Source organism: Janthinobacterium sp. SUN100 (assembly GCF_030397705.1).
Taxonomy (GTDB): Bacteria; Pseudomonadota; Gammaproteobacteria; order Burkholderiales; family Burkholderiaceae_D; genus Janthinobacterium; species Janthinobacterium kumbetense.
Genome location: NZ_JAPUBU010000001.1, coordinates 1,588,785 through 1,610,114 on the forward strand (window position 1 = coordinate 1,588,785; position 21,330 = coordinate 1,610,114).

Annotated in this window: 21 protein-coding genes, 1 tRNA gene and 1 pseudogene; 13 read left to right on the plus strand and 10 right to left on the minus strand. The window is 64.4% G+C overall.

Annotation, left to right across the window (positions count from 1 at the left end; genetic code table 11):
* The first annotated feature begins 22 nt into the window (after positions 1 to 22).
* The 6 genes and pseudogenes from O0881_RS06890 to O0881_RS06915 all read left to right on the plus strand — a co-directional run bounded on the left by O0881_RS06890 (position 23) and on the right by O0881_RS06915 (position 4,310).
* On the plus strand, positions 23 to 643 hold the full coding sequence (locus tag O0881_RS06890; protein ID WP_289910705.1) for a biliverdin-producing heme oxygenase: 621 nt from the start codon (positions 23 to 25) through the stop codon (positions 641 to 643).
* A pseudogene (locus O0881_RS06895) lies at positions 643 to 1,053 on the plus strand (YbaN family protein); the annotation flags it as partial. The gene O0881_RS06890 and the pseudogene O0881_RS06895, both read left to right, overlap by 1 nt.
* A gap of 309 nt (positions 1,054 to 1,362) precedes the next feature.
* Positions 1,363 to 1,788 carry an energy transducer TonB gene (locus O0881_RS06900; RefSeq protein WP_257219080.1) on the plus strand — a complete coding sequence of 142 codons (426 nt, stop codon included), beginning with the start codon at positions 1,363 to 1,365 and terminating at the stop codon, positions 1,786 to 1,788.
* 185 nt (positions 1,789 to 1,973) lie between these two features.
* On the plus strand, positions 1,974 to 2,783 hold the full coding sequence (locus O0881_RS06905; protein WP_289910706.1) for a methionine ABC transporter ATP-binding protein: 810 nt from the start codon (positions 1,974 to 1,976) through the stop codon (positions 2,781 to 2,783).
* On the plus strand, positions 2,776 to 3,450 hold the full coding sequence (locus O0881_RS06910; RefSeq protein WP_058051319.1) for a methionine ABC transporter permease: 675 nt from the start codon (positions 2,776 to 2,778) through the stop codon (positions 3,448 to 3,450). Before O0881_RS06905 ends, O0881_RS06910 begins: the two co-directional genes overlap by 8 nt.
* A gap of 32 nt (positions 3,451 to 3,482) precedes the next feature.
* Complete coding sequence (locus O0881_RS06915) at positions 3,483 to 4,310, plus strand: MetQ/NlpA family ABC transporter substrate-binding protein (protein WP_289904373.1); 828 nt, start codon at positions 3,483 to 3,485, stop codon at positions 4,308 to 4,310.
* A gap of 91 nt (positions 4,311 to 4,401) precedes the next feature.
* On the opposite strand, the gene O0881_RS06920 is transcribed toward O0881_RS06915, so the two are convergent.
* Together O0881_RS06920 and O0881_RS06925 are read right to left on the minus strand one after the other, a co-directional pair.
* Entirely contained in the window at positions 4,402 to 5,016 is a 615-nt protein-coding gene (locus tag O0881_RS06920; RefSeq protein WP_289910707.1) for an OmpW family outer membrane protein, read from the minus strand.
* 146 nt (positions 5,017 to 5,162) lie between these two features.
* Positions 5,163 to 6,059 (minus strand): LysR family transcriptional regulator, encoded by an 897-nt coding sequence (locus O0881_RS06925; RefSeq protein ID WP_289910708.1) that lies wholly within the window; start codon positions 6,057 to 6,059, stop codon positions 5,163 to 5,165.
* A gap of 240 nt (positions 6,060 to 6,299) precedes the next feature.
* On the opposite strand from O0881_RS06925, the gene fur reads away from it, so the two are divergent.
* The 7 genes from fur to O0881_RS06960 all read left to right on the plus strand — a co-directional run bounded on the left by fur (position 6,300) and on the right by O0881_RS06960 (position 10,999).
* Positions 6,300 to 6,737, plus strand: a complete 438-nt coding sequence (fur, locus tag O0881_RS06930; RefSeq protein WP_099667281.1) for a ferric iron uptake transcriptional regulator — start codon at positions 6,300 to 6,302, stop codon at positions 6,735 to 6,737.
* 69 nt (positions 6,738 to 6,806) lie between these two features.
* A complete protein-coding gene (locus O0881_RS06935) occupies positions 6,807 to 7,172 on the plus strand; it encodes a MerR family transcriptional regulator (protein ID WP_099667280.1) in 366 nt (121 codons plus the stop codon).
* 59 nt (positions 7,173 to 7,231) lie between these two features.
* Positions 7,232 to 7,822: an NAD(P)H-dependent oxidoreductase gene (locus O0881_RS06940; RefSeq protein ID WP_289910709.1), complete on the plus strand. Its 591-nt coding sequence runs from the start codon at positions 7,232 to 7,234 to the stop codon at positions 7,820 to 7,822.
* 232 nt (positions 7,823 to 8,054) lie between these two features.
* Positions 8,055 to 9,212 (plus strand): SpoIIE family protein phosphatase, encoded by a 1,158-nt coding sequence (locus tag O0881_RS06945; protein ID WP_099668441.1) that lies wholly within the window; start codon positions 8,055 to 8,057, stop codon positions 9,210 to 9,212.
* Positions 9,213 to 9,276: 64 nt separating this feature from the next.
* Positions 9,277 to 9,834, plus strand: coding sequence for a SiaB family protein kinase (locus tag O0881_RS06950; RefSeq protein ID WP_071076508.1), 558 nt, complete (start codon positions 9,277 to 9,279; stop codon positions 9,832 to 9,834).
* A 22-nt stretch (positions 9,835 to 9,856) separates the two neighbouring features.
* The gene (locus O0881_RS06955) at positions 9,857 to 10,255 is read left to right on the plus strand and encodes a DUF1987 domain-containing protein (protein WP_077406607.1); all 399 of its coding nucleotides are present in this window, start codon (positions 9,857 to 9,859) and stop codon (positions 10,253 to 10,255) included.
* Positions 10,256 to 10,258: 3 nt separating this feature from the next.
* Entirely contained in the window at positions 10,259 to 10,999 is a 741-nt protein-coding gene (locus O0881_RS06960) for a GGDEF domain-containing protein (RefSeq protein WP_251348081.1), read from the plus strand.
* Positions 11,000 to 11,007: 8 nt separating this feature from the next.
* Here O0881_RS06960 and O0881_RS06965 read toward each other — a convergent pair whose 3' ends face one another.
* The 8 genes from O0881_RS06965 to fdnG all read right to left on the minus strand — a co-directional run bounded on the left by O0881_RS06965 (position 11,008) and on the right by fdnG (position 21,220).
* Positions 11,008 to 11,721, minus strand: coding sequence for a transporter substrate-binding domain-containing protein (locus O0881_RS06965; RefSeq protein WP_253192659.1), 714 nt, complete (start codon positions 11,719 to 11,721; stop codon positions 11,008 to 11,010).
* A gap of 153 nt (positions 11,722 to 11,874) precedes the next feature.
* Positions 11,875 to 11,970: transfer RNA gene (locus O0881_RS06970), tRNA-Sec, on the minus strand.
* Between the two features lie 19 nt (positions 11,971 to 11,989).
* Positions 11,990 to 13,945, minus strand: coding sequence for a selenocysteine-specific translation elongation factor (selB, locus tag O0881_RS06975; RefSeq protein ID WP_289910710.1), 1,956 nt, complete (start codon positions 13,943 to 13,945; stop codon positions 11,990 to 11,992).
* The gene (selA, locus tag O0881_RS06980) at positions 13,942 to 15,351 is read right to left on the minus strand and encodes an L-seryl-tRNA(Sec) selenium transferase (RefSeq protein ID WP_289910711.1); all 1,410 of its coding nucleotides are present in this window, start codon (positions 15,349 to 15,351) and stop codon (positions 13,942 to 13,944) included. The genes selB and selA overlap by 4 nt, the downstream gene beginning before the upstream one ends.
* Positions 15,348 to 16,403, minus strand: coding sequence for a formate dehydrogenase accessory protein FdhE (gene fdhE / locus O0881_RS06985; RefSeq protein WP_289910712.1), 1,056 nt, complete (start codon positions 16,401 to 16,403; stop codon positions 15,348 to 15,350). The genes selA and fdhE overlap by 4 nt, the downstream gene beginning before the upstream one ends.
* A gap of 150 nt (positions 16,404 to 16,553) precedes the next feature.
* Complete coding sequence (locus O0881_RS06990) at positions 16,554 to 17,225, minus strand: formate dehydrogenase subunit gamma (protein ID WP_289910713.1); 672 nt, start codon at positions 17,223 to 17,225, stop codon at positions 16,554 to 16,556.
* Entirely contained in the window at positions 17,212 to 18,135 is a 924-nt protein-coding gene (gene fdxH, locus O0881_RS06995; protein ID WP_034779207.1) for a formate dehydrogenase subunit beta, read from the minus strand. Before fdxH ends, O0881_RS06990 begins: the two co-directional genes overlap by 14 nt.
* Positions 18,136 to 18,148: 13 nt before the next feature.
* The gene (gene fdnG, locus O0881_RS07000) at positions 18,149 to 21,220 is read right to left on the minus strand and encodes a formate dehydrogenase-N subunit alpha (RefSeq protein ID WP_289910714.1); all 3,072 of its coding nucleotides are present in this window, start codon (positions 21,218 to 21,220) and stop codon (positions 18,149 to 18,151) included.
* Positions 21,221 to 21,330 lie beyond the last annotated feature (110 nt).

Sequence of the window (21,330 nt, forward strand, 5' to 3'; positions counted from 1 at the left end):
TATAATAGAGAGCAGATACTCCATGCATGCAGCAAGCGACACCAGCAGCACCTTGAACACCGTTCCGATTAACGCGGCCCCTAGCCGCAGCCAGCGCCTGAAAGCCGACACCATGGCCACCCACGACTTGCTGGACCAGCGCATCATGGCCAGCGCGCCGTTTTCCAGCCGCGACAACTACGCGCGCTTCCTGCAGGCGCAGTACGCGTTCCTGCGCGATGTCGACGCGCTGTACGACAACGCGCAGCTGGCCGCCCTGCTGCCGGACCTGGAACAGCGCCGCCGCTACGCCAGCATCGCGGCCGACCTACACGACCTGGGCACCGTCCTGCCGGCCGATGCGGCCACGCCGCCGTTCGACGCGCAACTGGACCTGGCCACGGCGCTGGGCTGGCTGTACGTGAGCGAAGGCTCGAAGCTGGGCGCGGCCATCCTGTATAAGTTGGCCGGCAAGATCGGCCTGGACGAGCATCACGGCGCGCGCCACCTGGCCGGCCATCCGGACGGACGCGCGCGCCACTGGCGCGATTTTACGTCCGTGCTCGATTTGGCCGTCCTTGACGCCGCCGGTGAAGCGCGCGTGATCGACGGCGCGCGCGCCGCCTTCCTGCGCATGCATGGCCACGTGGAGGCTTGCGCCTGATGGAAGAGCCAGTAATCCAGGCCGGCGCGGAAGCGCATACGGCACGGCTGCGCCGCTGGGCCTGGACGGCCGCCGGCATGCTGATGGTGGCGCTGGGCGTGATCGGCGCCCTGCTGCCCGTCATGCCGACGACGATCTTCCTGATCCTGGCACTGGCCTGCTTCAGCCGCGCCTCGCCACGCCTGGAACACTGGCTGCTGCACCACCCGCGCTTCGGCGCGCCGCTGCGCCAGTGGCGCGAACACCGCGCCGTGTCGCGGCGCGGCAAGGTCCTCGCTTGCCTGGGCATGGCCATCGGCTTTGTCGCCATGTGCCTCGGCCATCCGCCCTGGTGGGTCATCGCCCTCGTGGCAACGATGGAAATCGCCGTCATCATCTATCTGCTGCGCCGCCCGGAAGGGCCGGCGCCGGCAGCAAAAAAGACGCCGCCGGCGGACTGGCACAAGCCGCTGACCATCGCCACGGTCTTCGCCATGCATGGCGCCCTGCTGGGATGGGCCGTATACCACCGCGCGCCGGCAGCGCCCGTGCTGGCCGTCGCGCCCGACTCCGCGCAGCCGGCCATGCTGCTGTTCCTGCCGGCCGCCGCCCCGCCCCGCCCACTGGAGCAGAATCTTGCTGAACAGGCCAGCGCCGCGGCCGCGCCGTCGCGCGCCCTTGCCAAAAAAGCAGCGCCATCCCTGCCGCAATTCGTGCCGCCGCAGCCGGATGCCGCGCCCATGCCGCCGCAAGCCGAGGCCGTCGCGGCCGTCGCCGAGGTGCGCCCTGCCCCCGTCACGCCGGCACCGGTGGCCACAGCATCCGTCGCGGCGGCGCCTCCCTCGCCCGCCCTGCCGCCCGCGCCACAGGAGCTGCGCAGCGGCGTATCGAGCTGGGAAGGCAAGGTTTTGGCGCGCATGGAGCGCTTCCGCCGCTATCCGACGGCGTCGCGCGCGAAGCAGGAACAGGGCGTGGTGTACCTGCGCTGCCGCATCGACCGCGACGGGCAGGTGCTGGCGGCCGCCATTGAGCGCAGTTCCGGTTCCGCAGCGCTGGATCAGGCCGCGCTCGACACTTTGCAACGGGCGGCGCCACTGCCGCGCATTCCCAAGGAACGGCCGGAGCCGCTGGAATTATCGATTCCCGTCGAATTTTCCATTGGCTGATCGCGTAAAAACCGCTTTTACTCTCGCCAAACACCCATATAGACATTATTTGCATATTCAAAGCAAGATTCTGTCGTAGGAGTAATAACACGATCGGAGGTATACTACGCAACCGACGTAACAGGCTGGGCGATTTGGCCCCTGCAAGCGCGCCTGTCACGGTCCAATAAAAAAGGAAACACTGCATGACCACACCACACCGTACGCCGGTGATTCGCATCGATGGCGCAAACAAGACCTTCGCGCTGCCCAAGGGCGAACAATTCCACGCGGTCAAATCGGTCACGCTGGAAGTCTATCCCGGTGATATTTTCGGCCTGATCGGCAAGAGCGGCGCCGGCAAATCGACCTTGCTGCGCCTGATTAACCTGCTCGAGCGTCCCGACAGCGGCAGCATCACGGTCGCCGGGCGCGAATTGACCAGCTTGAGCAAGGGCGACTTGCGCGACGCGCGCCAGAATATCGGCATGATTTTCCAGCAATTCAATCTGCTGCAAAACGCCAGCGTGTTCGACAACGTCGCCTTTCCCCTGAAAATCCATGGCACCACCAAGGGCGAGCACATCGCCGCCCGCGTCGAGGAATGCCTGGCGCTGGTGGGCCTGTCCGACAAGCTGCACAGCTATCCGGCGCAATTGTCGGGCGGGCAGAAACAGCGCGTGGCGATTGCCCGCGCCCTGGCCAGCCACCCCGACGTGCTGCTGTGCGACGAACCGACGTCCGCGCTGGACGCGGAAACGACGCGCGCCCTGCTCGATACCTTGCGCGACATCAATGCGCGCCTGGGCGTGACCATCGTCATCGTCAGCCATGAGCTGTCGGTGCTGGGCGCCATCTGCAACCGGGTCGCCGTCGTGGAAAGCGGCGCCATCGCCGAACAATTCGACCTGAGCGACACGGCCACCCCGCGCAAGACGGCGCTGGGACGCGAGCTGGCTTATTACGGCACCGAGGCGTTTGAAGCCACCGCATGGAAGGATGCAACACATGTTTGAAGAATCGATCAATAACGTCATCAACCTGCTGCCGGAAATCTGGGTGGCGCTGGGCCAGACCATGACCATGCTGGGCATCGGCTTGACGGCCGCCATCCTGATCGGCGGCCCGCTGGGCATCTTGCTGTTCCTCGTCTCGGAGGGCCAGTCGCTGGAAAACCGCCCGCTGTCGATGATCCTCGGCTGGCTGGTCAATACCGTGCGCAGCTTCCCCTTCATCATCCTGCTGGTGGCCCTGACGCCGTTTACGCGCATCATCGCGGGCACTTCGATCGGCCCGCTGGCGGCCAGCGTGCCCCTGTCGTTCGCCGCCATTCCCTACCTGGCGCGCCTGGTGGAACAGAACCTGCGCGAAGTGCCGCGCGGCGTGATCGAAGCGGCGCACGCCATGGGCGCGTCGGAAATGCAGATCATCTTCCGCGTGCTGCTGGTGGAAGCGCGCTCCGGCCTGGTGCTGGCCCTGACCGTGCTGTCGATCAGCTTCCTGTCGTATTCGGCAGTGGCCGGCGTGGTGGGCGGCGGCGGTATCGGCGACCTGGCCATCCGCTACGGCTACTACCGCTTCGAGACGGACATCATGGTCGCCACCGTGGCCATCCTGATCGTGCTGGTGCAAACCATCCAGTTCGCCGGCACGCGCATCGCCAAGCGCCTCGACAAACGTTAATTCATATTCAGTATTTCAGTACAAGGAAAAGCATGAACCACATTCGCCGCAACCTGCTCCTGGCCGCTGCCAGCCTGACCTTCGCCACCGCCGCCCACGCCAAGGACCCGAAAGAACTCGTCATCGGCACCAGCTCCGGCCCGTATTCGGACCAGCTGAAGCTGGGCATCAAGCCTATCCTGGAAAAACAGGGCTACAAGGTCAAGATCGTGGAATTCAACGACTACGTGCAGCCGAACTACGCGCTGGCCGAAGGCTCGCTGGATGCCAACGTGTTCCAGCACATCGTCTACCTGACCAAGTTCGCCACCGATAACAAGCTGCCACTGAGCTCATTGATCACCGTGCCGACCATGCCGATCGGCCTGTACGGCGGCAAGCAGAAAACGCTGGCGGAAGTCAAGAACGGCGCCACCATCACCATGCCGAACGACCCGACCAACCAGGCGCGCGCGCTCGTGATGCTGGCCAAGATGGGCTGGATCAAGCTGAAACCGAACGTCGACCCGCTGCGCGCATCCGAGCGCGACGTGCTGGAAAACCCGAAGAAGCTGAAACTGGTGCCGCTGGAAGCGGCGCAGCTGCCACGTTCGCTGGCCGACGCCGACTACGCTTTCGTCAACGGCAACTTCGCCCTGGCCGCCGGCATGAAGCTGACGTCGGCCCTGAGCGTGGAAAAGATTTCGGACAGCTACATCAACCTGGTGGCCATCCGCACGGCCGACAAGGCCAAGCCATGGGTCAAGGACCTGGAAGCGGCCTACCGCTCGCGCGCCTTCCTCGACGCGACGAACAAATACCTGGCCGGCTACGAAAAGACGGATTACCAGCTGGCACTGGAAAAGACGCTGAAAAAATAAGGCGAAAGCAAGGCGCTGCACACAAAAAGACGGCCAGGTTCACACCTGGCCGTCTTTTTTATTCTGCGCGCCACCCGGGCGCCATCACTGCTTAGAAGCGGTAACCGACGCCTACGCCGATCAGGATAGGATCGATCTTGACTTCGCTGACCTTGCCGCCAGCAGCGGTCAGTACATCGCTGCGGATCTGCACTTTCTTGATGTCGAAGTTCAAGGACCAGTTCTTGTCCAGTTTGTAGTCGACACCGGCTTGCAGCGCGAAGCCCCAGCTGTCGTGTTCCAGGCGCAGGCCGGGCAGTTTGACACCCGAGATATTCGTGTAGTTCACGCCGGCACCCACGTAAGGGCTGAACTGTTTTTCAGGCATGAAGTGGTATTGCAGCGACAGGGTCGGCGGCAGGTGCTTGAAGGTGCCGACCTGGCCGCCATCGAGCTTGACGTCATGCTTTTGCGGGTAGGTCAGGATCAGCTCGGCAGCGATATTCGGGGTGAAGAAGTACGAAATATCGATTTCAGGAATCGTCTTGCTGCTGACCGTCAAGCGGTCCGATGCACCGAGGCCACCAACAGGAGTCGATTTATCGGCCGGATCGATATGCACGGCGCGCGCACGGACCAGCCATGGGCTTTCCTGTGCCATGGCGTTGCCGGCGAATGCGCCGATGGCGGCCAGGACGATTGCTGCTGCAGTTGCGGACGTTTTCATTATGTTTTCCTCTGTCGTTAAGTAACGCTGCGAAGTCTAAGAGTGCAGTGCAACAAAAACTTTGATCCACATCAAATAGTGCTATATGGCATCACCAGAGGGATTTTTTCCTTTGCCCAGGTCAAAAATTGCCGCATTGCAGCGCATCAATGCACGTCGGCAAACAGGCTGGCGACCCAGTCGGCAAACACGCGCACGCGCGGCGACAATTGCCGGTGGTGGGGATACAGCACGGACACGGGCAGCGGGTCGGGCCGCCAGTCCCGCAGCACTTCCACCAGTTCGCCGGCCGCCAGCGCCCGCTCCAGGTGATAACGGGGCGCCTGGATCAAGCCCATGCCCGCGCGGCAGCAGGCGTGATACGCGTCGGCATTGTTGACGGACACGGTGCCCGGCAAGGCCACACTGCGGCGTTGGCCTTCCACCTTGAAATCGAAGGGCCAGACCTTGCCCGTCTGGGCGGAAAAGAAATTGACGGCGCGGTGGCCATCCAGCTGCGCCAGATGCTCCGGCGTGCCGTGCGCGGCCAGGTAGGCGGGGCTGGCGCACGTCACCTGTTCCAGCAGCGCCACGCGGCGCGCCACCATCGACGAGTCGCCCAGTTCGCCCACGCGCAGCACGCAATCGACGCCTTCGCGCACCAGGTCGACGAGGCGGTCGCCCATGCCGATTTCCAGTTCGATCAGCGGATAGCGGGTGCAGAAGCGGTCCAGCACGGGCATGACGAAGTGCATGGCCAGGGTCGCGTGCAAGTCGATGCGCAGCTTGCCGGCCGGCTGCTGCGCCGCCGAACTGAACACGGCTTCCGTTTCTTCCAGGTCCGCCAGCAGGCGCACGCAGCGCTGGTAATACGCGTCGCCATCGGGCGTGGGCATCACTTGCCGCGTGGTCCGCTGCAGCAGGCGCACGCGCAGCCGCGCTTCCAGCTGCTTGATCGCATGCGTGACGGTGGCCTTCGGATAGCCAAGGTCATGCGCCGCCTGCGTAAAACTGCGCAGTTCGACGATGCGCGCAAAGATGCGCATCGCATCAAATCGGTCCATGCCCCCTCCATTGTTATTCCTTGCTGCACAGTATAGCGATTCGACCGCCACTTTTCATCGGCAACCAATATTGCTGGCATCAGTTGCCTGCCACGCAAGCGCCACTTGCGCCGATGTCACTGGATTGCCGCCCGCCCGCGCGGCATACTATTTACAGTACACACATGAGAATGGTAATGATTATCATTTGCGATATAATGCAATACCTCGCTCGGGCGACTACAAAAAGGAATGGGAGACATGGATATATTGAGGGAACTGCGTGAATCGGGCTTGAAAGTGACCATCCCCCGCTTGCGGATTCTGCAGCTGTTTCAAGAAGGCACGATCAAGCACCTGAGTGCGGACGATGTCTACAAACTCTTGCTGGCTGAAAAGATTGACGTGGGCCTGGCCACCATCTACCGCGTGCTGATGCAGTTTGCCGAAGCGGGCATTTTGTTTCGCCGGCATTTCGAATCGGGCCACGCCGTCTTCGAACTGAACGAAGGGCAGCACCACGACCACCTGGTCTGCACGGGTTGCGGCAAGGTCGATGAATTCGTCGACGAAGGCATCGAACTGCGCCAGAACGAGATCGCCGCCGAGCGGGGCTTCGTGCTGCACGAGCACGCGCTGTCGCTGTACGGCACCTGCGCCGAGTGCACGGCGAAGAAAGTGCCGCCGCGCCGGGCCTGAAGATGCCTGGGCAGTTTGGGCGCCGCTGCCATACGGTAAGATTCGCTCAAGCTTGAGAAAGGATCACCCATGTACATCGGAGAAATCGCCCGCCTGGCGGGTACCTCGCCCAAGGCCTTGCGCCACTATGAAGCGCTGGGCTTGCTGGGCGACGTGCGCCGCGCCGGCGCCTACCGCGTCTACACGCAGCAAGACCTGGCGCAAGTCAAACTCATACGCCAGGCGCAGGCGCTGGGCTTCCGCCTGGCCGAACTGCTGCCCATCCTGGCCGGCGACGATACGGACTGGGCCGCCCTGTCGCAGCACATCGCCGCCAAGCGCACGCAGATACAGCAGGATATCGCCCGCCTGCGCCAGCTCGACGCGCAACTGGCCGACATCGACACGGAAATCCACGACTGCCTGGCGCACCAATACCTTCAAGCAGCCGCTTGACTCTGCCCCCAGGGGCAGGCTTTAGCATGCAAGCTCTTCTTTAACGGACAGCCTGCACCATGACCAAGACGACACCCAAGCGCATTTTGATACTCCTCGGCCACCCGTCGGGCGACAGCTTTTGCGCCGCCCTGGCCGAGGCCTATGCCGCCACGGCCCGCAGCGCGGGCCACACCGTGCGCGAGCTGCGCCTGGGCCAGCTGGACTTCGATCCCATCCTGCACGAAGGCTACCGCCAGGTGCAGCCGCTGGAAGCGGACTTGCTGGCCGCGCAGGAAGCCATCAGCTGGGCCGAACACCTGGTGTTCGCCTACCCGATCTGGTGGGGCGGCGCGCCAGCCCTGCTGAAAGGCTTCGTCGACCGCGTCTTTCTGCCCGGCTACGCTTTCAAGTACCGCCCCGGCAAGGCCTTCCCGGCGCAACTGCTGAAGGGCCGCACGGCGCAGCTGCTGGTGACGATGGACACGCCGCCCTGGTATTTCCGCTGGGTCTACCGCATGCCCGGCATCCACCAGCTGCGCAAGACGACGCTGGAATTTTGCGGCATCAAACCCGTCAGGGTGGCCAGCTTCGGCCCCATCCTCGATTCCACCGAGCCGCAGCGCGCGCGCTGGCTGGCCCAGGCACAGGCGCTGGCCCGGCGCCTGTAAGTTGCTTGCCATGCAGCCATCTTGCATACGGTTTTGACAAGCTGGTAATCAAGCCGTCATATTCCAAGGCTACCATGATGATATTGCCTGTTTGTCAGTCGCCTTGCCGTCGCGACAACAAGGGTCCGATCGTCATGTAAAGGTAGCCGCTGTGGAGTTCAACGCTTCTCGATTGCATCTTCCCCGTTATCGCACGTCCGTGGCGTTTGATCTGTGCATTCCCACGGAATCCGTGCAGGCCGACGCCAGCAATTTCGCCGTGCTGGAACTGTTCACGGAACGGCGCGACATGATGAGCCTGCCCGTCACGGAGCAGCAGAAGCCCATCGGTTTGATCAGCCGCAACATCTTCATGTCGCAGATGTCCAAGCCCTTTTATCACGAGGTGTACGGCAAGAAGAGCTGCATCGCCTTCATGGACAAGGAACCGCTGATCGTCGACGGCGCCATGAGCATCGAAGACCTCACCTTCCGCGCCGTGGAAGCGGGCGAGAAGGCGCTGGCCGACGGCTTCATCATCACCGAGGATGGCGCGCTGGCCGGCGTGGGCTTCGGCTTGCAGCTGATGAACGTGGTCGCCACCATGCAGGCGGAAAAGAACCGGCAAATCATGCACAGCATCGATTACGCCAGCGTGATCCAGCGCGCGCTGCTGCGCACCTCCGATGCGGAATTGCGCGCCACCCTGCCCGACGCGCACCTGGAATGGCAGCCGCGCGACGTGGTCGGCGGCGATTTTTACTTTTTCGAGCGCCACGCGGGCGGCTGGTTTGCCGCCATCGCCGACTGCACGGGGCACGGCGTGCCGGGCGCCTTCATGACCCTGATCGCCTCGTCGGCCCTGAGCCAGGCCTTGCGCGAGCTGGGGCCGCACGATCCGGCCGCCCTGATCGGCGCCGTCAGCCGCGCCATCAAGACCCTGCTGGGCCAGGACGGCGCCAGCAGCGGCGAAGCCACGGGCCACGCCGGCTCGAACGACGGCATGGATTGCGCCTTCCTGTGCTACGACACGGCCAGCGCCAGCCTGCGTTTCGCGGGGGCGAAACTGGCGCTGCACGTGGTCGCGCCGGGCGAAGAGGCCGTGCGCGCCATCGATGGCGCGCGCATGGGCGTGGGCTATGTCGACACGCCGGCCGGCTACTGCTGGCACAACGAGATGCTGGACATTCCCGCCGGCAGCCTGCTGTTCCTCACCACCGACGGCCTGCTCGACCAGATCGGCGGCGCGCGCGACATCGCCTACGGCAAGCGGCGCATGCGCGAACAGCTGCTGGCGCAGCGCGATGCGCCCGCCGGCGACGTGGCGGCGGCGCTGCTGCAGGACAGCGCGGCATGGCAAGGCAAGCAGCCGCGCCGCGACGACCTGACCTTTTTCTGTTTTCGCCTGTAGTCGGGCGCCATCGAGCCACCTTATCAACAAGAAACCGGGTCACCGGCTAGCCAGGAGCACGGACGTGCTGTACGAAGAATTCAACGAGTTTTGGGATGTGGCGCGCAAGCGCAACATCATCTTTTTTTACGTGGGCTATTTCTCGCAGCACGTGGTCAGCGCCATTTCCGAAACCATCAAGGCGCGCCTGGACACGGCCGGCGCGGCCGGGCCCACGCGGCGGCGCATCTTTTCCTCGTTCATCGAGATGTCGCAAAACATCATGCACTATTCCGCCGACAGCCTGACGCCCGATGCGCAGCTGGACCAGCAGATGCGGCGTGGTTCCTTCTGCATCGGCACGCGCGGCGACAGCTTTTTCCTGCTGTGCGCCAACCCCGTCTCGACGGACAACGTGGCGCAGATCCGCGCCCGGCTGGAGCCGCTGCACACCATGACGATGGAAGAAATCCGCCTGGCGTACAAGAAGGCCCTGCGCGAGGAAGCGCCGGCCGACAGCAAGGGCGCGGGCCTGGGTTTTCTGACCATGGCGCGCGACGCCAGCGAGCCGCTGGAATTCGAATTCGTCCAGGATCCCCAGGAGCCGGGCCACACCATCTTCTGCATCAAAGCCATCATTTGAAAGAGCCGACTCAGGAAAGCATATGCAATTACCGTCACCACTGTTCATCGCCGCGACCCCGAGTTCGCCCGAAATCGACTTCCGTTTCGAGCAGCACACCCTGTCGATCAAGGGCGAGTCGTATCCGGAAAACGCAGCCGCCTTCTATGGCCCGCTGATCGCCGCCGTGCGCGCCTACCTGGAAGGCTGCCGCGAAAGCGCCATCACCGTCAACGTCTCGCTGGCCTACTTCAACAGCTCCAGCACGAAGATGCTGTTTACCCTGTTCGACACCCTGAACCAGGCGGCCGTCGATGGCAACCAGGTGCGCCTGAACTGGTATCACGACGAGGACGACGACACCATCCTGGAATTCGGCCAGGAGCTGCAGCAGGACTTTACGGCGCTGGACTTCCACGACCATCCCGTGCAGGGCAGCTAGGGCATGCGCGCCGCCATCTCCGAGTCCGACCTGGAGCCCGACCTGTTCACCGTGGAAGCGGCGGCGCTGGCTGCCGCGCGCCGCATGCACGCCGATACTCACGCCAGCGGCGAGGCGCAGCGGCGCGTGCTCGGTGAACTGATCAATCACTACGAACGGCTGATGCGCGAGACGCGGCGCCTGATCGGCCGCAGCGACCGCGCCGAGCGCGACATGCATTTGCTGAACCGCCAATTGCAAACCCTGGCCGGCCAGCTCGAATACCGCGCCACGCACGACCCGCTGACGGGCGCCCTGAACCGCGGCGCCGTGATTGATCACGCCTCGCGCTGCCTGGCGCAGGGCGACATGGCGCTGATCGTGCTCGACATCGACTTGTTCAAGCAGGTCAACGACGACTTCGGCCACCCGGCCGGCGACGGCGTGATCCAGGCAGTGGTGGACTGCCTGAAGGCACTGCTGGGACAGGAAACGGCCATCGGCCGGGTCGGCGGCGAAGAGTTTTCCGTGGTCTGGCCCACTTCCTCGCGCGACGACGCGGCGCAAGTGGCGCAGCGCATCTGCGAGAGCGTCGGCCGCCAGCGCCATGCGGCGCCCATCACGCGCGCCATCACCGTCAGCGTGGGCCTGAGCTGGAACCGCGCCGGCACGGCCTTCGAGACGGCCTACAGCCACGCGGACCAGGCCTTGTACCAGGCCAAGCGCGAAGGGCGCAACTGCGTGCGCCAGTGGCTGGAAAGCTGAAGCGGACCCTAGCGGATATGCTCGCGCGCCATGCTGCCGTCGCGGCGCATGGCCGCCGCCGCCCGCTGCATGGCCAAGGCCTGCGCCTCGGGCAACTGCCTGTTGCAGGCGAGGTAAGTCTGCACGCGGTTGAAGGTCAGCAGCGGCACCACCTTGCCCTCCCACTCCTTGCCGGCAAACGGCTTGCTGCCCACCGCCATCCCGACGGCCCACAGGTCGATGCGTCCGAGCAGCAGCTTTTGCGGATTGAGCCACTCCTGCGTCACGGGCGCCACGTTCAGGCCGCGCTGGCGCAGGTAATCGTCGCGCGCGTCGCCCAGCACCGTGCCGATCACCAGGCCGCGCGCATCATCGAGCGTGCGCAGCGCCAAATGCCGTTCGGCCAGGCCGTAGAGTATCCATTCCGCTTCATTCAGGGGCCCGATCCAGCGAAATTGCGCTTCGCGCTCCTGCGTGCGGCTGGTGGAAAAGATGCAGGTGTCGGCTTCGCGCAGCGCCTGCGCGTACGCGCGCTTCCACGGCAGCAGCTCGATGCTGTAGGAAAGACCGGCGCGCGCCATGATGTCGCGCACCTTGAGCGTTTCACGTCCGACGACGACATTGCCTTCCATCATGCTCGACGGCGGCAAATGCTCGCCGACGATGCGCACGTCCACCGCCGCGGCCAGCGCCGGCATCAGCAGCGCCACTGCCAGCAGCCACGCCATGCTTGCTTGTTTCATGCTTGCTTTCATCTGCCACAGGGGATACAAGCCGATGTTACCATCGGCTCACCCTGGCATCGTTGCATATTATCAATAACACCATTTATTTACCGCAACGTGACAACAGGCCAACGCCGGGACGATCACCGTGCAGGGGGAAGGAAGAATAACTGGCGGAAAACAGTAGGAGTCGAACCTACGGGAGAACGTCTGACGCCCTCCACCGGGTTTGAAGCCCGGCCACATCACCGGATGAGTGTGCTTTCCGCGGTGCCTGAGCTAGTACTTAGCTGTTGGGCAAGGCCGCGGTGTAGGACCACAGCGCTTGCGGGCGCAATAGATGCCCATTGCCAACACGGCGAGTATAACCGACGCGGTCAAAGAATTCCAAGACCTGGATCGCCCGCTTGCGGCCCAGGCCGCTGGCGTCGCGGAACGTGGCCGCGCCCACGGCGCCATTGCCGGCCGGCAAGCCTGCATCCTCTTCCGCCTTGTGCGCCAGTTGCCGCACCAGTTGCGCCAGTTCGGCCAGCGCCGCCTGGTGATAAAACAGGTCGTGCACGACCTGGCTGATCTGCCCGGCCTTGGCCAGTTTGCGCAACAGCCGGCGAGCGTCATCCTCGGCCAGGCCGAAGCCGCGTGCCAGGTCGCGCGTCCACGGCGGATCGGCACGCCCCTGCTCCAGGGCGGCCAGCAAGGGTTCGGCCATGGCCTGCTCCTGCGGCGTCAGTTCCACGCTGTGCGTCGGCAAGTGCAGGCTGGCGCCGCGCGCCAGGATCTCGCCGCGCGCCAGCAAGCCTTCGACCAGGTGGCTCCACAAGGCGTCTTCCATCTCGGCGTCGACGATGCGTTTCAGGCGCCACAGTTCCGGTCCGGCCTCGTCGGGCGCGCGCGCGTGGAAGACGTCCAGGGCTGCCAGCACGCGCGTTTCCAGCGCCAGCAACGCATCCGGCGCCAGCAGCAGGGCGTCGCCGGCGCGCAGGGCGATGCGCCGCGTGTCGGGCGGCAGCGCGAGGGCGCCCGCCGGCAGCAGGGACAGGCGCACCAGCAGCGATACACGCAGCCCCAGCGGACTTTGCGCCAGCAGGGCCGCATAGTCGCCGTGCGCGACGAACGCGGCCAGCGCATCGAGCCACGCCAGCCTGGCCGGGCTGCGCCGCTTGCGCGCGGGGCCGAACGGATCGAGCACCATGCCGCCACCCACCGTCTGCGTCGCTTGCGCATTGCGCACGACGAAGCGGTCGCCCGGCACGCCGTGCATGGGCGCATCGAACACCAGCTGTACTCTGCCCGTCTGCCCCGGCGACAGGGTCTCGCCATCGAGCATGACGGCGCGCGCCAGCTGGTGCGCGGCGCCCAGGTGCACGTGCAGCGGCGACCAGGCTTTCAATTGCACGCCCGCGTCGGGCAGCAGGGTCAGCTCCACGTCGAGGCGTTCGGAACACTGCGCCAGCTCGGGCGCGACGATCCAGTTGCCCCGCTCGATGCGCTCGCGGTCGATGCCGGCCAGGTTCAGCGCCAGGCGCTGGCCCGCCATGCCCGTCTCGGCGGCGCGGTTCTGCGCATGGATGCTGCGCACCCGCGCTGGCGCGCCGCCGGGCGCCAGCTGCAGCATGTCGCCCACGCGCGCGCATCCCGCCAGCGCCGTGCCGGTGACGATGGTGCCCTGCCCCGACAAGGTGAACACGCGGTCCACGCCGAGGCGGAACAAGCGCCGCTCGTCGCGTTGCGGCAAGCTGCGCGCCACCTGCGTCAGGTGCGCCAGCAGGGCGGCCACGCCGGCATCGCTGTCGCGATTGGCGGCGGTGGGGAAAATCGGGCTGCCCGCCAGCGGCGTGCCGGCCAGCAGCGCCTCGATGTCCGCTTCCACCTGCGCCACGCGGGCGCTGTCGGCGCGGTCGACCTTCGTCAGCGCCACGGCGCCGCGCGTCACGCCCAGCAGCTGCAAGATGGCCAGGTGCTCGTGCGTCTGCGGCATGACGCCATCGTCGGCCGCCACCACGAGCAGGGCGAAATCGATGCCCGTCACGCCGGAAGCCATGGTGCGGATGAATTTTTCGTGGCCCGGCACGTCGATCACGCCCAGCACCGTGCCGTCCGCCAGCGGAAGATAGGCGTAGCCGAGTTCGATGGAGATGCCGCGCTCCTGCTCTTCCTTCAGGCGGTCCGTGTGCACGCCCGTCAGCGCGCGCGTGAGCGTCGTCTTGCCATGGTCGATATGGCCCGCGGTGCCGACGATCATGCGGACAACTCGGCGAGCTGCGCGACGAAGGCCGTCTCGTGCGCCGCTTCCAGGCAGCGCAAATCGAGCCACAGGGTGTCTTGCCCGATGCGTCCGATCACGGGGCACGGCAAGGCGCGCAGCCGCTGCTCCAGCGCGCCCAGGGGATTGCTCAGGCGCGAGCCTGGGGCGCTGCGGATGGCCAGGCCAAAGCTGGGCAGCTGGTCGACGGGCAAGGCGCCGCTGCCGATCTGGCTGGTCATTGCTTCGGCCGTGACTGCGTACGCGGCGCCCAGCGCACCCTGAAGCAGCGGCAGCAGCATTTCCGCCTGCGCGCGCATGGCGGCGGCGGGACGCGTCAGCAAGCGCAAGGTGGTCAGCCGTTCGGCCAGCAAGTCCGGCGCGCGGTACAGCCGCAGCACGGGCTCCAGGGCGGCCAGGGTCAGCTTGCCCACGCGCAGCGCGCGTTTCAGGGGGTTGCGCTTGATCTTCGCGATCAGGTCGGCGCGCCCGACAATGACGCCGCATTGCGGGCCGCCCAGCAGTTTGTCGCCGCTGAAGGTGACCAGGTCGGCGCCCGCTGCTATGGTTTCGCGCACCGTCGTTTCATGCGGCAAACCGTATTGCGCCAGGTCAACCAGAGTGCCGCTGCCCAGGTCCACGGCCGTCGGCACGCCGTGTTGTGCCGCCAGTGGCACGAGTTCGTCGAGCTCCACGCTTTTCGTGAAGCCGGTAATGGCGTAATTGCTGCAATGGACCTTCATCAAGAGGGCCGTATCTGCATTCACGCCGTTCGCGTAATCGGCCAGGTGGGTGCGGTTGGTGCTGCCCACTTCGCGCAGCACGGCGCCCGCGCGCGTCATCACGTCGGGGATGCGGAAGGCGCCGCCGATTTCCACCAGCTCCCCACGCGACACCACCACCTCCTTGCCCTGCGCCAGGGTGTTCAACATCAGCAGCACGGCGGCCGCATTGTTGTTGACGATGGTGGCCGCTTCGGCCCCCGTCAATTCGCGCAGCAATTCCTCGACCAGGTCGTCGCGGTCGCCCCGCTTGCCCGTCTCCAGGTCGAATTCCAGGTTCATCGGCCACTGCAACGCTTCCACCACGGCTTGCACGGCGGCGTCGGGCAGCAGCGCGCGGCCCAGGTTCGTGTGCAGCACGGTGCCCGTCAGGTTGAAGACGGCGCGCAGCTGCGAACGCGATTGCGCCTGCAGCCGTTCGGCCATCTGCGCGGCGATGGCGGCGATCGATGCGCCCTCTTCGCAGACTGCCCCCGCCAGCATGGCCGTGCGCAGTTCGGCCAGCACGGCGCGCGCGCAGGCCAGGGTCTGCGCGCGGCCGTAATGTGCAATCAGGGCCAGGCAAGCCGCGTCGCCCAGGATACGGTCTACCGATGGCAGGCGCACGGTTTGCCCCGTCGTCATGCTGTCTGGCCCTCGCTGCTGTCGCTCTTCCCCAGCCACAGCAGCGGATTGCCGCTGGCGCGCTGGTAGCCCGCTTCGCCCACCAGCAGGTCGAGCATCAGGCTGGCCAGGTCGTCGGCCAGGGGCTCGACGTTGTAATCGTGTTCCTGGTTGAAGACCTTGCGGTAGGTATGGCAATCGTCGCAGGTTTCCGCGCGCGCCACCTTCTTCGGATCATTTGCCTTGTTCGGCAATTTGTCGTCCTTTGCCGTCACGGGGTCGAACGGCGCCGCATCGGCAGCGTCCAGGCCCTGGTAAGCGATCTTGCCATTCTGTTCGCAGGTCGAACACTTCACGCGCACCATATGCCATTCGCTTTCGCAAATGCCGCAGTGCAGGTAGCGGTAGCCCTGCGACCCGCCGCCGATGCGGATCACGCTGGCGACGGGGTGCGAACCGCAGACGGGGCACAGGGTGCCCGTTTCCAGGTCCGGCACGCGCGCGGCGCGCAGTTCGCTGGCTGACACCGACCACAAGATTTGCAGGGCGGCCGCGACGAACGGCGCATGCATGGGGTTCAGGTTGTCGCCGTTTTCATCGAGCACGGCATCGGCGCAGGCATCCAGCGCTGCCGCATCGAGCGCGCGTAGCTGGGCCAGCACTTGCGTCAGGCCGCCGGACAGGGCCGGCTGGCTTGCCGCCGTGGCGGCCAGTTCATCGAGCAGGCTGGCGAATATGTCGCGCCAGACGGGCGGCCGGGCGCCGTTGACGGGCAGCACCGGCATGCGGTGCTGCATCGCGCGGCGCAGCGCGTCCGGGTCGGCGGCGGGCACGGCGCCGGGCGCCAGTTTTCCCACCACGGCGGCTTGCGCGTCGGCCAGCGCGGCCATCAGCACCAGGTAACCCTGCATGCCCGCGTCAACGGGGATGCCCTTGATGTTTCCCTGCGCCAATTCGCGCAAGCGCGAGGCGCGCGCCTTGAACAGGCTGTCAGGCTGCGGCAGCAGCAGGCGCGGAATCGCGTTGTGGTCCAGGCCTTCGATTTCGCCTGGCTGAAGAATGCGTTGTACCAATGGAGTTTTCCCATCAAAAAAGGCCGAGCGTAGCTGGCCAGCCCATCCGGCGGATGCGGCTGTGTTTCGAAAGTATTTTAATCGATAAAAAGAAAGGGGTCAGTCCTGGGACTGACCCCGGGTAATGCCGCTGGCATCAATCGCAAGAACTTAGTCTTTTGTACTGCGCATCACCGCCTCGAACCACTTCGGATGGTGCTTGCGCGCCCAGCCGTAGGTGACGGTACCGCGCACCATGGCGCCGATCGAGCCCTTGACCCACAGGGCCGCATAGATGTGCACGATGATGGCGCAGATGATGCCGAACGCGCACACGGCGTGCAGCAAGGCGGCCGCGCGGATGATGGGAATCGGGAAGTAGAACGCGAAATACGCGCGCCAGATCACGATGCCCGACAGCAACAATCCCGCCATGCAGGCCAGCAGCACGAAGAACAGGATCTTCTGGCCGGCATTGTATTTGCCGATCTTCGGAAGCTTTTCTTCGCGATTGTTGAGCACGTCGTCCATCTGTTTCAGCCACTGCTTGTCGCCGTCCTCGAACTTGTTGTGGTGCCAGAAGCGCACCACCAGGATCGCGAACGAGACGAACATCACCAGGCCGGCAAACGGATGCAGGATGCGCGTCCATTGCCCGCCGCCGAACAGGTTGGCCAGCCACGCCATCGAGGGATGGAACATGGCCAGACCGGACAGGGCCAGCATGACGAAGGTGATGGCGGTCACCCAGTGATTCGTGCGCTCGTTCGGGTCGTAGCGCTGGATCAGCGGGTTGCCATCCTTGTCACGCAGCTTTCCATCATGCAGATCACTGTGGCTCATGGTCTTCCTCCCGGATGCGTTTGGCCTCTTCCAGCGCCTCGTGCTCTTCGTCCTTACTCACTTCGTTCGGACCGACACGCGTGTAATGGAAGAAGCCTGCCAGCGCTGTGGCGGCCATGCCGGCCACCGCGAGCGGCTTGGACCAGCCCTTCCAGAAACCCACCATCGGGCTGATGCGCGGGCGTTCCGGCAAGTTCGAATACAGCTTCGGCTTGTCGGCATGGTGCAGCACGTACATCACGTGCGTGCCGCCCACGCCCAACGGGTCGTACAGGCCCGCGTTTTCGAAACCGCGCGACTTCAGGTCGACGATGCGCTCTTCCGCATGCACCTTCATGTCTTCCTTGGTGCCGAAGACGATGGCGCCCGTCGGGCACGTTTTCACGCAGGCCGGTTCCTGGCCCACGGCGACGCGGTCCGAGCAGAGCGTGCACTTGTAGGCGCGGTCGTCCTTTTTCGAAATGCGGGGCACGTCGAAAGGACAGCCGGCCACGCAGTAGCCGCAGCCGATGCAGTTTTCCTGATGGAAATCCACGATGCCGTTCGTGTATTGCACGATGGCGCCCGGCGCCGGACAGGCTTTCAGGCAGCCCGGATCCTCGCAGTGCATGCAGCCATCCTTGCGGATCAGCCACTCGAGGTTGCCGTCGTTGTTTTCGTGTTCGGCAAAACGCATCACCGTCCACGATTGCGGCGTCAAGTCCGTTGGATTGTCATAGGTGCCATGGTTTTCGCCGACTTCGTCACGCAAGTCGTTCCATTCCATGCACGCCGTCTGGCAAGCCTTGCAGCCGATGCATTTCGACACATCGATCAGCTTGGCCACGGTGCCCGTCACCGGGCTGCGCGCTTGCGGCGGCGTTACCGTGGTAGCCGACAGGCGCCGGATATCTAAGGATTGCAGTGCCATTATTGAGCTCCCATCATGCTTTTTCCACCTTCACGAGGAAGGACTTGAATTCCGGCGTTTGCGAATTCGCATCCCCCACGCCCGGCGTCAGGGTATTGATCAGATACCCCGGCTTGGCCACGCCCGTGAAGCCCCAGTGCAGCGGCAGGCCCACGGTATGCACCGGCTTGCCCTCGATCATCAAAGCCTTGATGCGCTTGGTGACGACGGCCTTGGCGATGATGTGACCCCGCTTGGAACTGACGCGCACTTCCCCACCGGCAACGACGCCGATGCTCTTGGCCAGTTCTTCGCCGATTTCGACGAATTGCTGCGGCTGGATGATGGCATTCAGGCGCGCATGCTTGGTCCAGTAATGGAAATGCTCGGTCAGGCGGTAGCTGGTGGCCACATGCGGGTATTCCTCATGCGTGCCGAACATTTTCCGGTCATCGGCGAACACGCGCGCGGCCGGATTGCTGGTCGCCTGCGGGTTTTTCGGATGCATGGGGTTGTAGCCCAGCGGATTTTCGAACGGCTCGTAATGCTCGGGGAATGGCCCCTCGGCCATGGCGCCGCGCGCAAAGAAGCGTGCCACGCCCTCGCCCAGCATGATGAACGGACCCATGCCGTTTTCCGGCGGTTCGTCGACCTTGAAGTCGGGAATATCTGCCCCGCTCCAGTTCGTGCCATTCCACTCGATCAACTTGCGCGTCGGGTCGAAAGCCTTGCCCTTCAAGTCGCACGAAGCGCGGTTGTACAGCACGCGGCGGTTCGCCGGCCACGCCCAGGCCCAGCCCAGGGTCTGGCCGATGCCGGTCGGGTCGCTATTGTCGCGCCGTCCCATCTGGTTGCCCGCCTGGGTCCAGCTGCCGGCGAAGATCCAGCAACCGCTGGTGGTCGTGCCGTCGTCGCGCAATTGCGCGAACGAGGCCAGCTGCTCGCCCTTCTTCACCAGCAGCTTGGTCGGATCTTTCGGATCGTACAAGTCGGCCAGCGCCTTGCCATTGAATTCGCGGGCGATTTCTTCCGGCTGCGGGTTATCCGGCTGCGCATAATTCCACGTCAGGTTGACGATAGGATCGGGGAACTTGCCGCCCTCTTTCTTGTACATGTTGCGCATGCGCAAGAAGAGGCCCGACATGATCTCCAGGTCGCTGCGCGCCTGGCCCGGCGGTTCGGCCGCCTGCCAGTGCCACTGCAGCACGCGCGAGGAGCTCACCAGCGAACCGCGCTCTTCGGCGAAGCAGCTGGTCGGCAGGCGGAACACTTCCGTCATGATCTTGGTGGGATCGACTTCGTGGTATTGCCCGTGCGCCTTCCAGAATTCGCCCGTTTCCACGGCCAGCGGATCCATGATGACGAGGAACTTCAGCTTCGACAGCGCTTCCGTGACCTTCTGCTTGTTCGGCGCGGACGCCAGCACATTGAAGCCCTGGCAGATATAGCCCGTCATCTTGCCTTGGTGCATGTTCTCGATGGCTTGCATCAAGTCATACGGCTTGTCGAGTTTCGGCAGGTAGTCGAAGGCGTAGTTATTTTCCGCCGTGGCAAAGTTGCCCCACCACGTCTTCATGAAGCTGACGTGGAATTTGCGGTAATTGCTCCAGTAGCTGAGCTGGTTCGGCCGCAGCGGCTTGGTGGCGCGCGCGGCGATATAGCCGTCGAAATCCTGCTCGGACTCGTTCGGCAAGGTCATGTAGCCTGGCAACAGGTTCGACATCAGGCCCAGGTCGGTCAGACCCTGGATGTTCGAGTGGCCGCGCAAGGCGTTCATGCCGCCGCCCGCGATACCCATATTACCCAGCAGCAACTGCACCATGGCGCCCGTGCGGATGGTTTGCGCGCCCGTCGAGTGGTGCGTCCAGCCCAGCGCGTACAGGATGGTGCCGGCGCGTCCCGGCACGGCGGTCGAAGCCAGGGCTTCCGCCACCTTGTGGAACTTGTCGGCCGACACGCCGCACGTGCGTTCGACCATCTCGGTCGTGTAGCGCGCGTAGTGCTTCTTCATCATCTGGTAGACGCAGCGCGGGTGTTCCAGGGTCGGGTCGACCTTGGCATAGCCATCTTCGCCGATCTCGTAATCCCAGGTGGCCTTGTTGGTGTACTTGCCTTTTTCTTTGTCGAAACCCGAGAACAGGCCGTCCTCGAACGCATAGTCTTCGCGCACGATGAAGGGCATGTCCGTGTAGTTGCGCACGTACTCATGCTGGATCTTGTCGTTCGTCAGCAGATAATTGATGATCGCGCCGAGGAAGACGATGTCCGTGCCGGTACGCGTGGCGCAGTAGTAATCTGCCACGGATGCGGTACGGGTAAAACGCGGATCGACAACGATCAGCTTGGCCTTGTTATGCGCCTTCGCTTCCGTTACCCATTTGAATCCGCAAGGATGTGCTTCTGCTGCATTGCCGCCCATGACCAGGATCACATCGGCATTCTTGATATCGACCCAATGATTCGTCATCGCGCCACGGCCAAACGTCGGGGCAAGACCTGCCACCGTCGGTCCGTGTCATACACGCGCCTGATTATCAAAGGTCAGCATCCCCATGCTGCGCACTGTCTTGTGGGTCAGATACCCCACCTCGTTGCTGCCGGCGGACGCGGCAAGCATGCCGGTGGAGAGCCAGCGGTTGACGGTCTTGCCGTCGGCATTCTTTTCGATCAGGTTGGCGTCGCGGTCATCCTTCATCAGGCGCGCGATCTTGTCGAGCGCCACATCCCAGGAGATCGGTTGCCATTCCGTGCCGCCCGGTGCGCGGTACTCGGGCACTTTCAGGCGGTTCGGGCTGTGGATGAAGTCGACCAGGCTGGCGCCTTTCGGGCACAAGGTGCCGCGGTTCACCGGGTGATCGGCATCGCCTTCCACGTGGATGATGCTGGAGACGGCGTTTTTCGCGCCGTCGCCCAGTCCATACAGCAGGACGCCACATCCTACCGAACAGTAGGGACAGGTATTGCGTGTCTCGGTGGTGCGAGACAGCTTGTATTGCCGCACTTCCGCCATCGCCTGGCCCGGTGCGAAACCGAGCAGGGCGAGGCTGGAACCAGCAATGGTCGCGCCAGTTACCCGAAGGAACTGGCGCCTGGACATCTGAACCATATTCAGGCCTCTATGATGTGAGTAAATAAAAAGTCATACGGCGTCGTGGTAGTGTCATATCACCAAGATATAAGCACCATGCCTGTGCCGTATGACAGTATTTTACCCCT

Excerpts from the sequence above, each read along its gene's own strand:
- O0881_RS06925 (WP_289910708.1), bottom strand. The coding sequence starts at position 6,059 with ATGGACCGATTTGATGCGATGCGCATCTTTGCGCGCATCGTCGAACTG.
- fur (WP_099667281.1), top strand. The coding sequence starts at position 6,300 with ATGGATATATTGAGGGAACTGCGTGAATCGGGCTTGAAAGTGACCATC.
- O0881_RS06905 (WP_289910706.1), top strand. The coding sequence starts at position 1,974 with ATGACCACACCACACCGTACGCCGGTGATTCGCATCGATGGCGCAAAC.
- O0881_RS06900 (WP_257219080.1), top strand. The coding sequence starts at position 1,363 with ATGCCGCCGCAAGCCGAGGCCGTCGCGGCCGTCGCCGAGGTGCGCCCT.
- fdxH (WP_034779207.1), bottom strand. The coding sequence starts at position 18,135 with ATGGCACTGCAATCCTTAGATATCCGGCGCCTGTCGGCTACCACGGTA.
- O0881_RS06915 (WP_289904373.1), top strand. The coding sequence starts at position 3,483 with ATGAACCACATTCGCCGCAACCTGCTCCTGGCCGCTGCCAGCCTGACC.
- O0881_RS06890 (WP_289910705.1), top strand. The coding sequence starts at position 23 with ATGCATGCAGCAAGCGACACCAGCAGCACCTTGAACACCGTTCCGATT.
- O0881_RS06940 (WP_289910709.1), top strand. The coding sequence starts at position 7,232 with ATGACCAAGACGACACCCAAGCGCATTTTGATACTCCTCGGCCACCCG.
- O0881_RS06935 (WP_099667280.1), top strand. The coding sequence starts at position 6,807 with ATGTACATCGGAGAAATCGCCCGCCTGGCGGGTACCTCGCCCAAGGCC.
- selB (WP_289910710.1), bottom strand. The coding sequence starts at position 13,945 with ATGATCGTCGGCACCGCGGGCCATATCGACCATGGCAAGACGACGCTC.
- O0881_RS06920 (WP_289910707.1), bottom strand. The coding sequence starts at position 5,016 with ATGAAAACGTCCGCAACTGCAGCAGCAATCGTCCTGGCCGCCATCGGC.
- O0881_RS06955 (WP_077406607.1), top strand. The coding sequence starts at position 9,857 with ATGCAATTACCGTCACCACTGTTCATCGCCGCGACCCCGAGTTCGCCC.
- O0881_RS06960 (WP_251348081.1), top strand. The coding sequence starts at position 10,259 with ATGCGCGCCGCCATCTCCGAGTCCGACCTGGAGCCCGACCTGTTCACC.
- O0881_RS06990 (WP_289910713.1), bottom strand. The coding sequence starts at position 17,225 with ATGAGCCACAGTGATCTGCATGATGGAAAGCTGCGTGACAAGGATGGC.
- O0881_RS06965 (WP_253192659.1), bottom strand. The coding sequence starts at position 11,721 with ATGAAACAAGCAAGCATGGCGTGGCTGCTGGCAGTGGCGCTGCTGATG.
- selA (WP_289910711.1), bottom strand. The coding sequence starts at position 15,351 with ATGACGACGGGGCAAACCGTGCGCCTGCCATCGGTAGACCGTATCCTG.
- O0881_RS06910 (WP_058051319.1), top strand. The coding sequence starts at position 2,776 with ATGTTTGAAGAATCGATCAATAACGTCATCAACCTGCTGCCGGAAATC.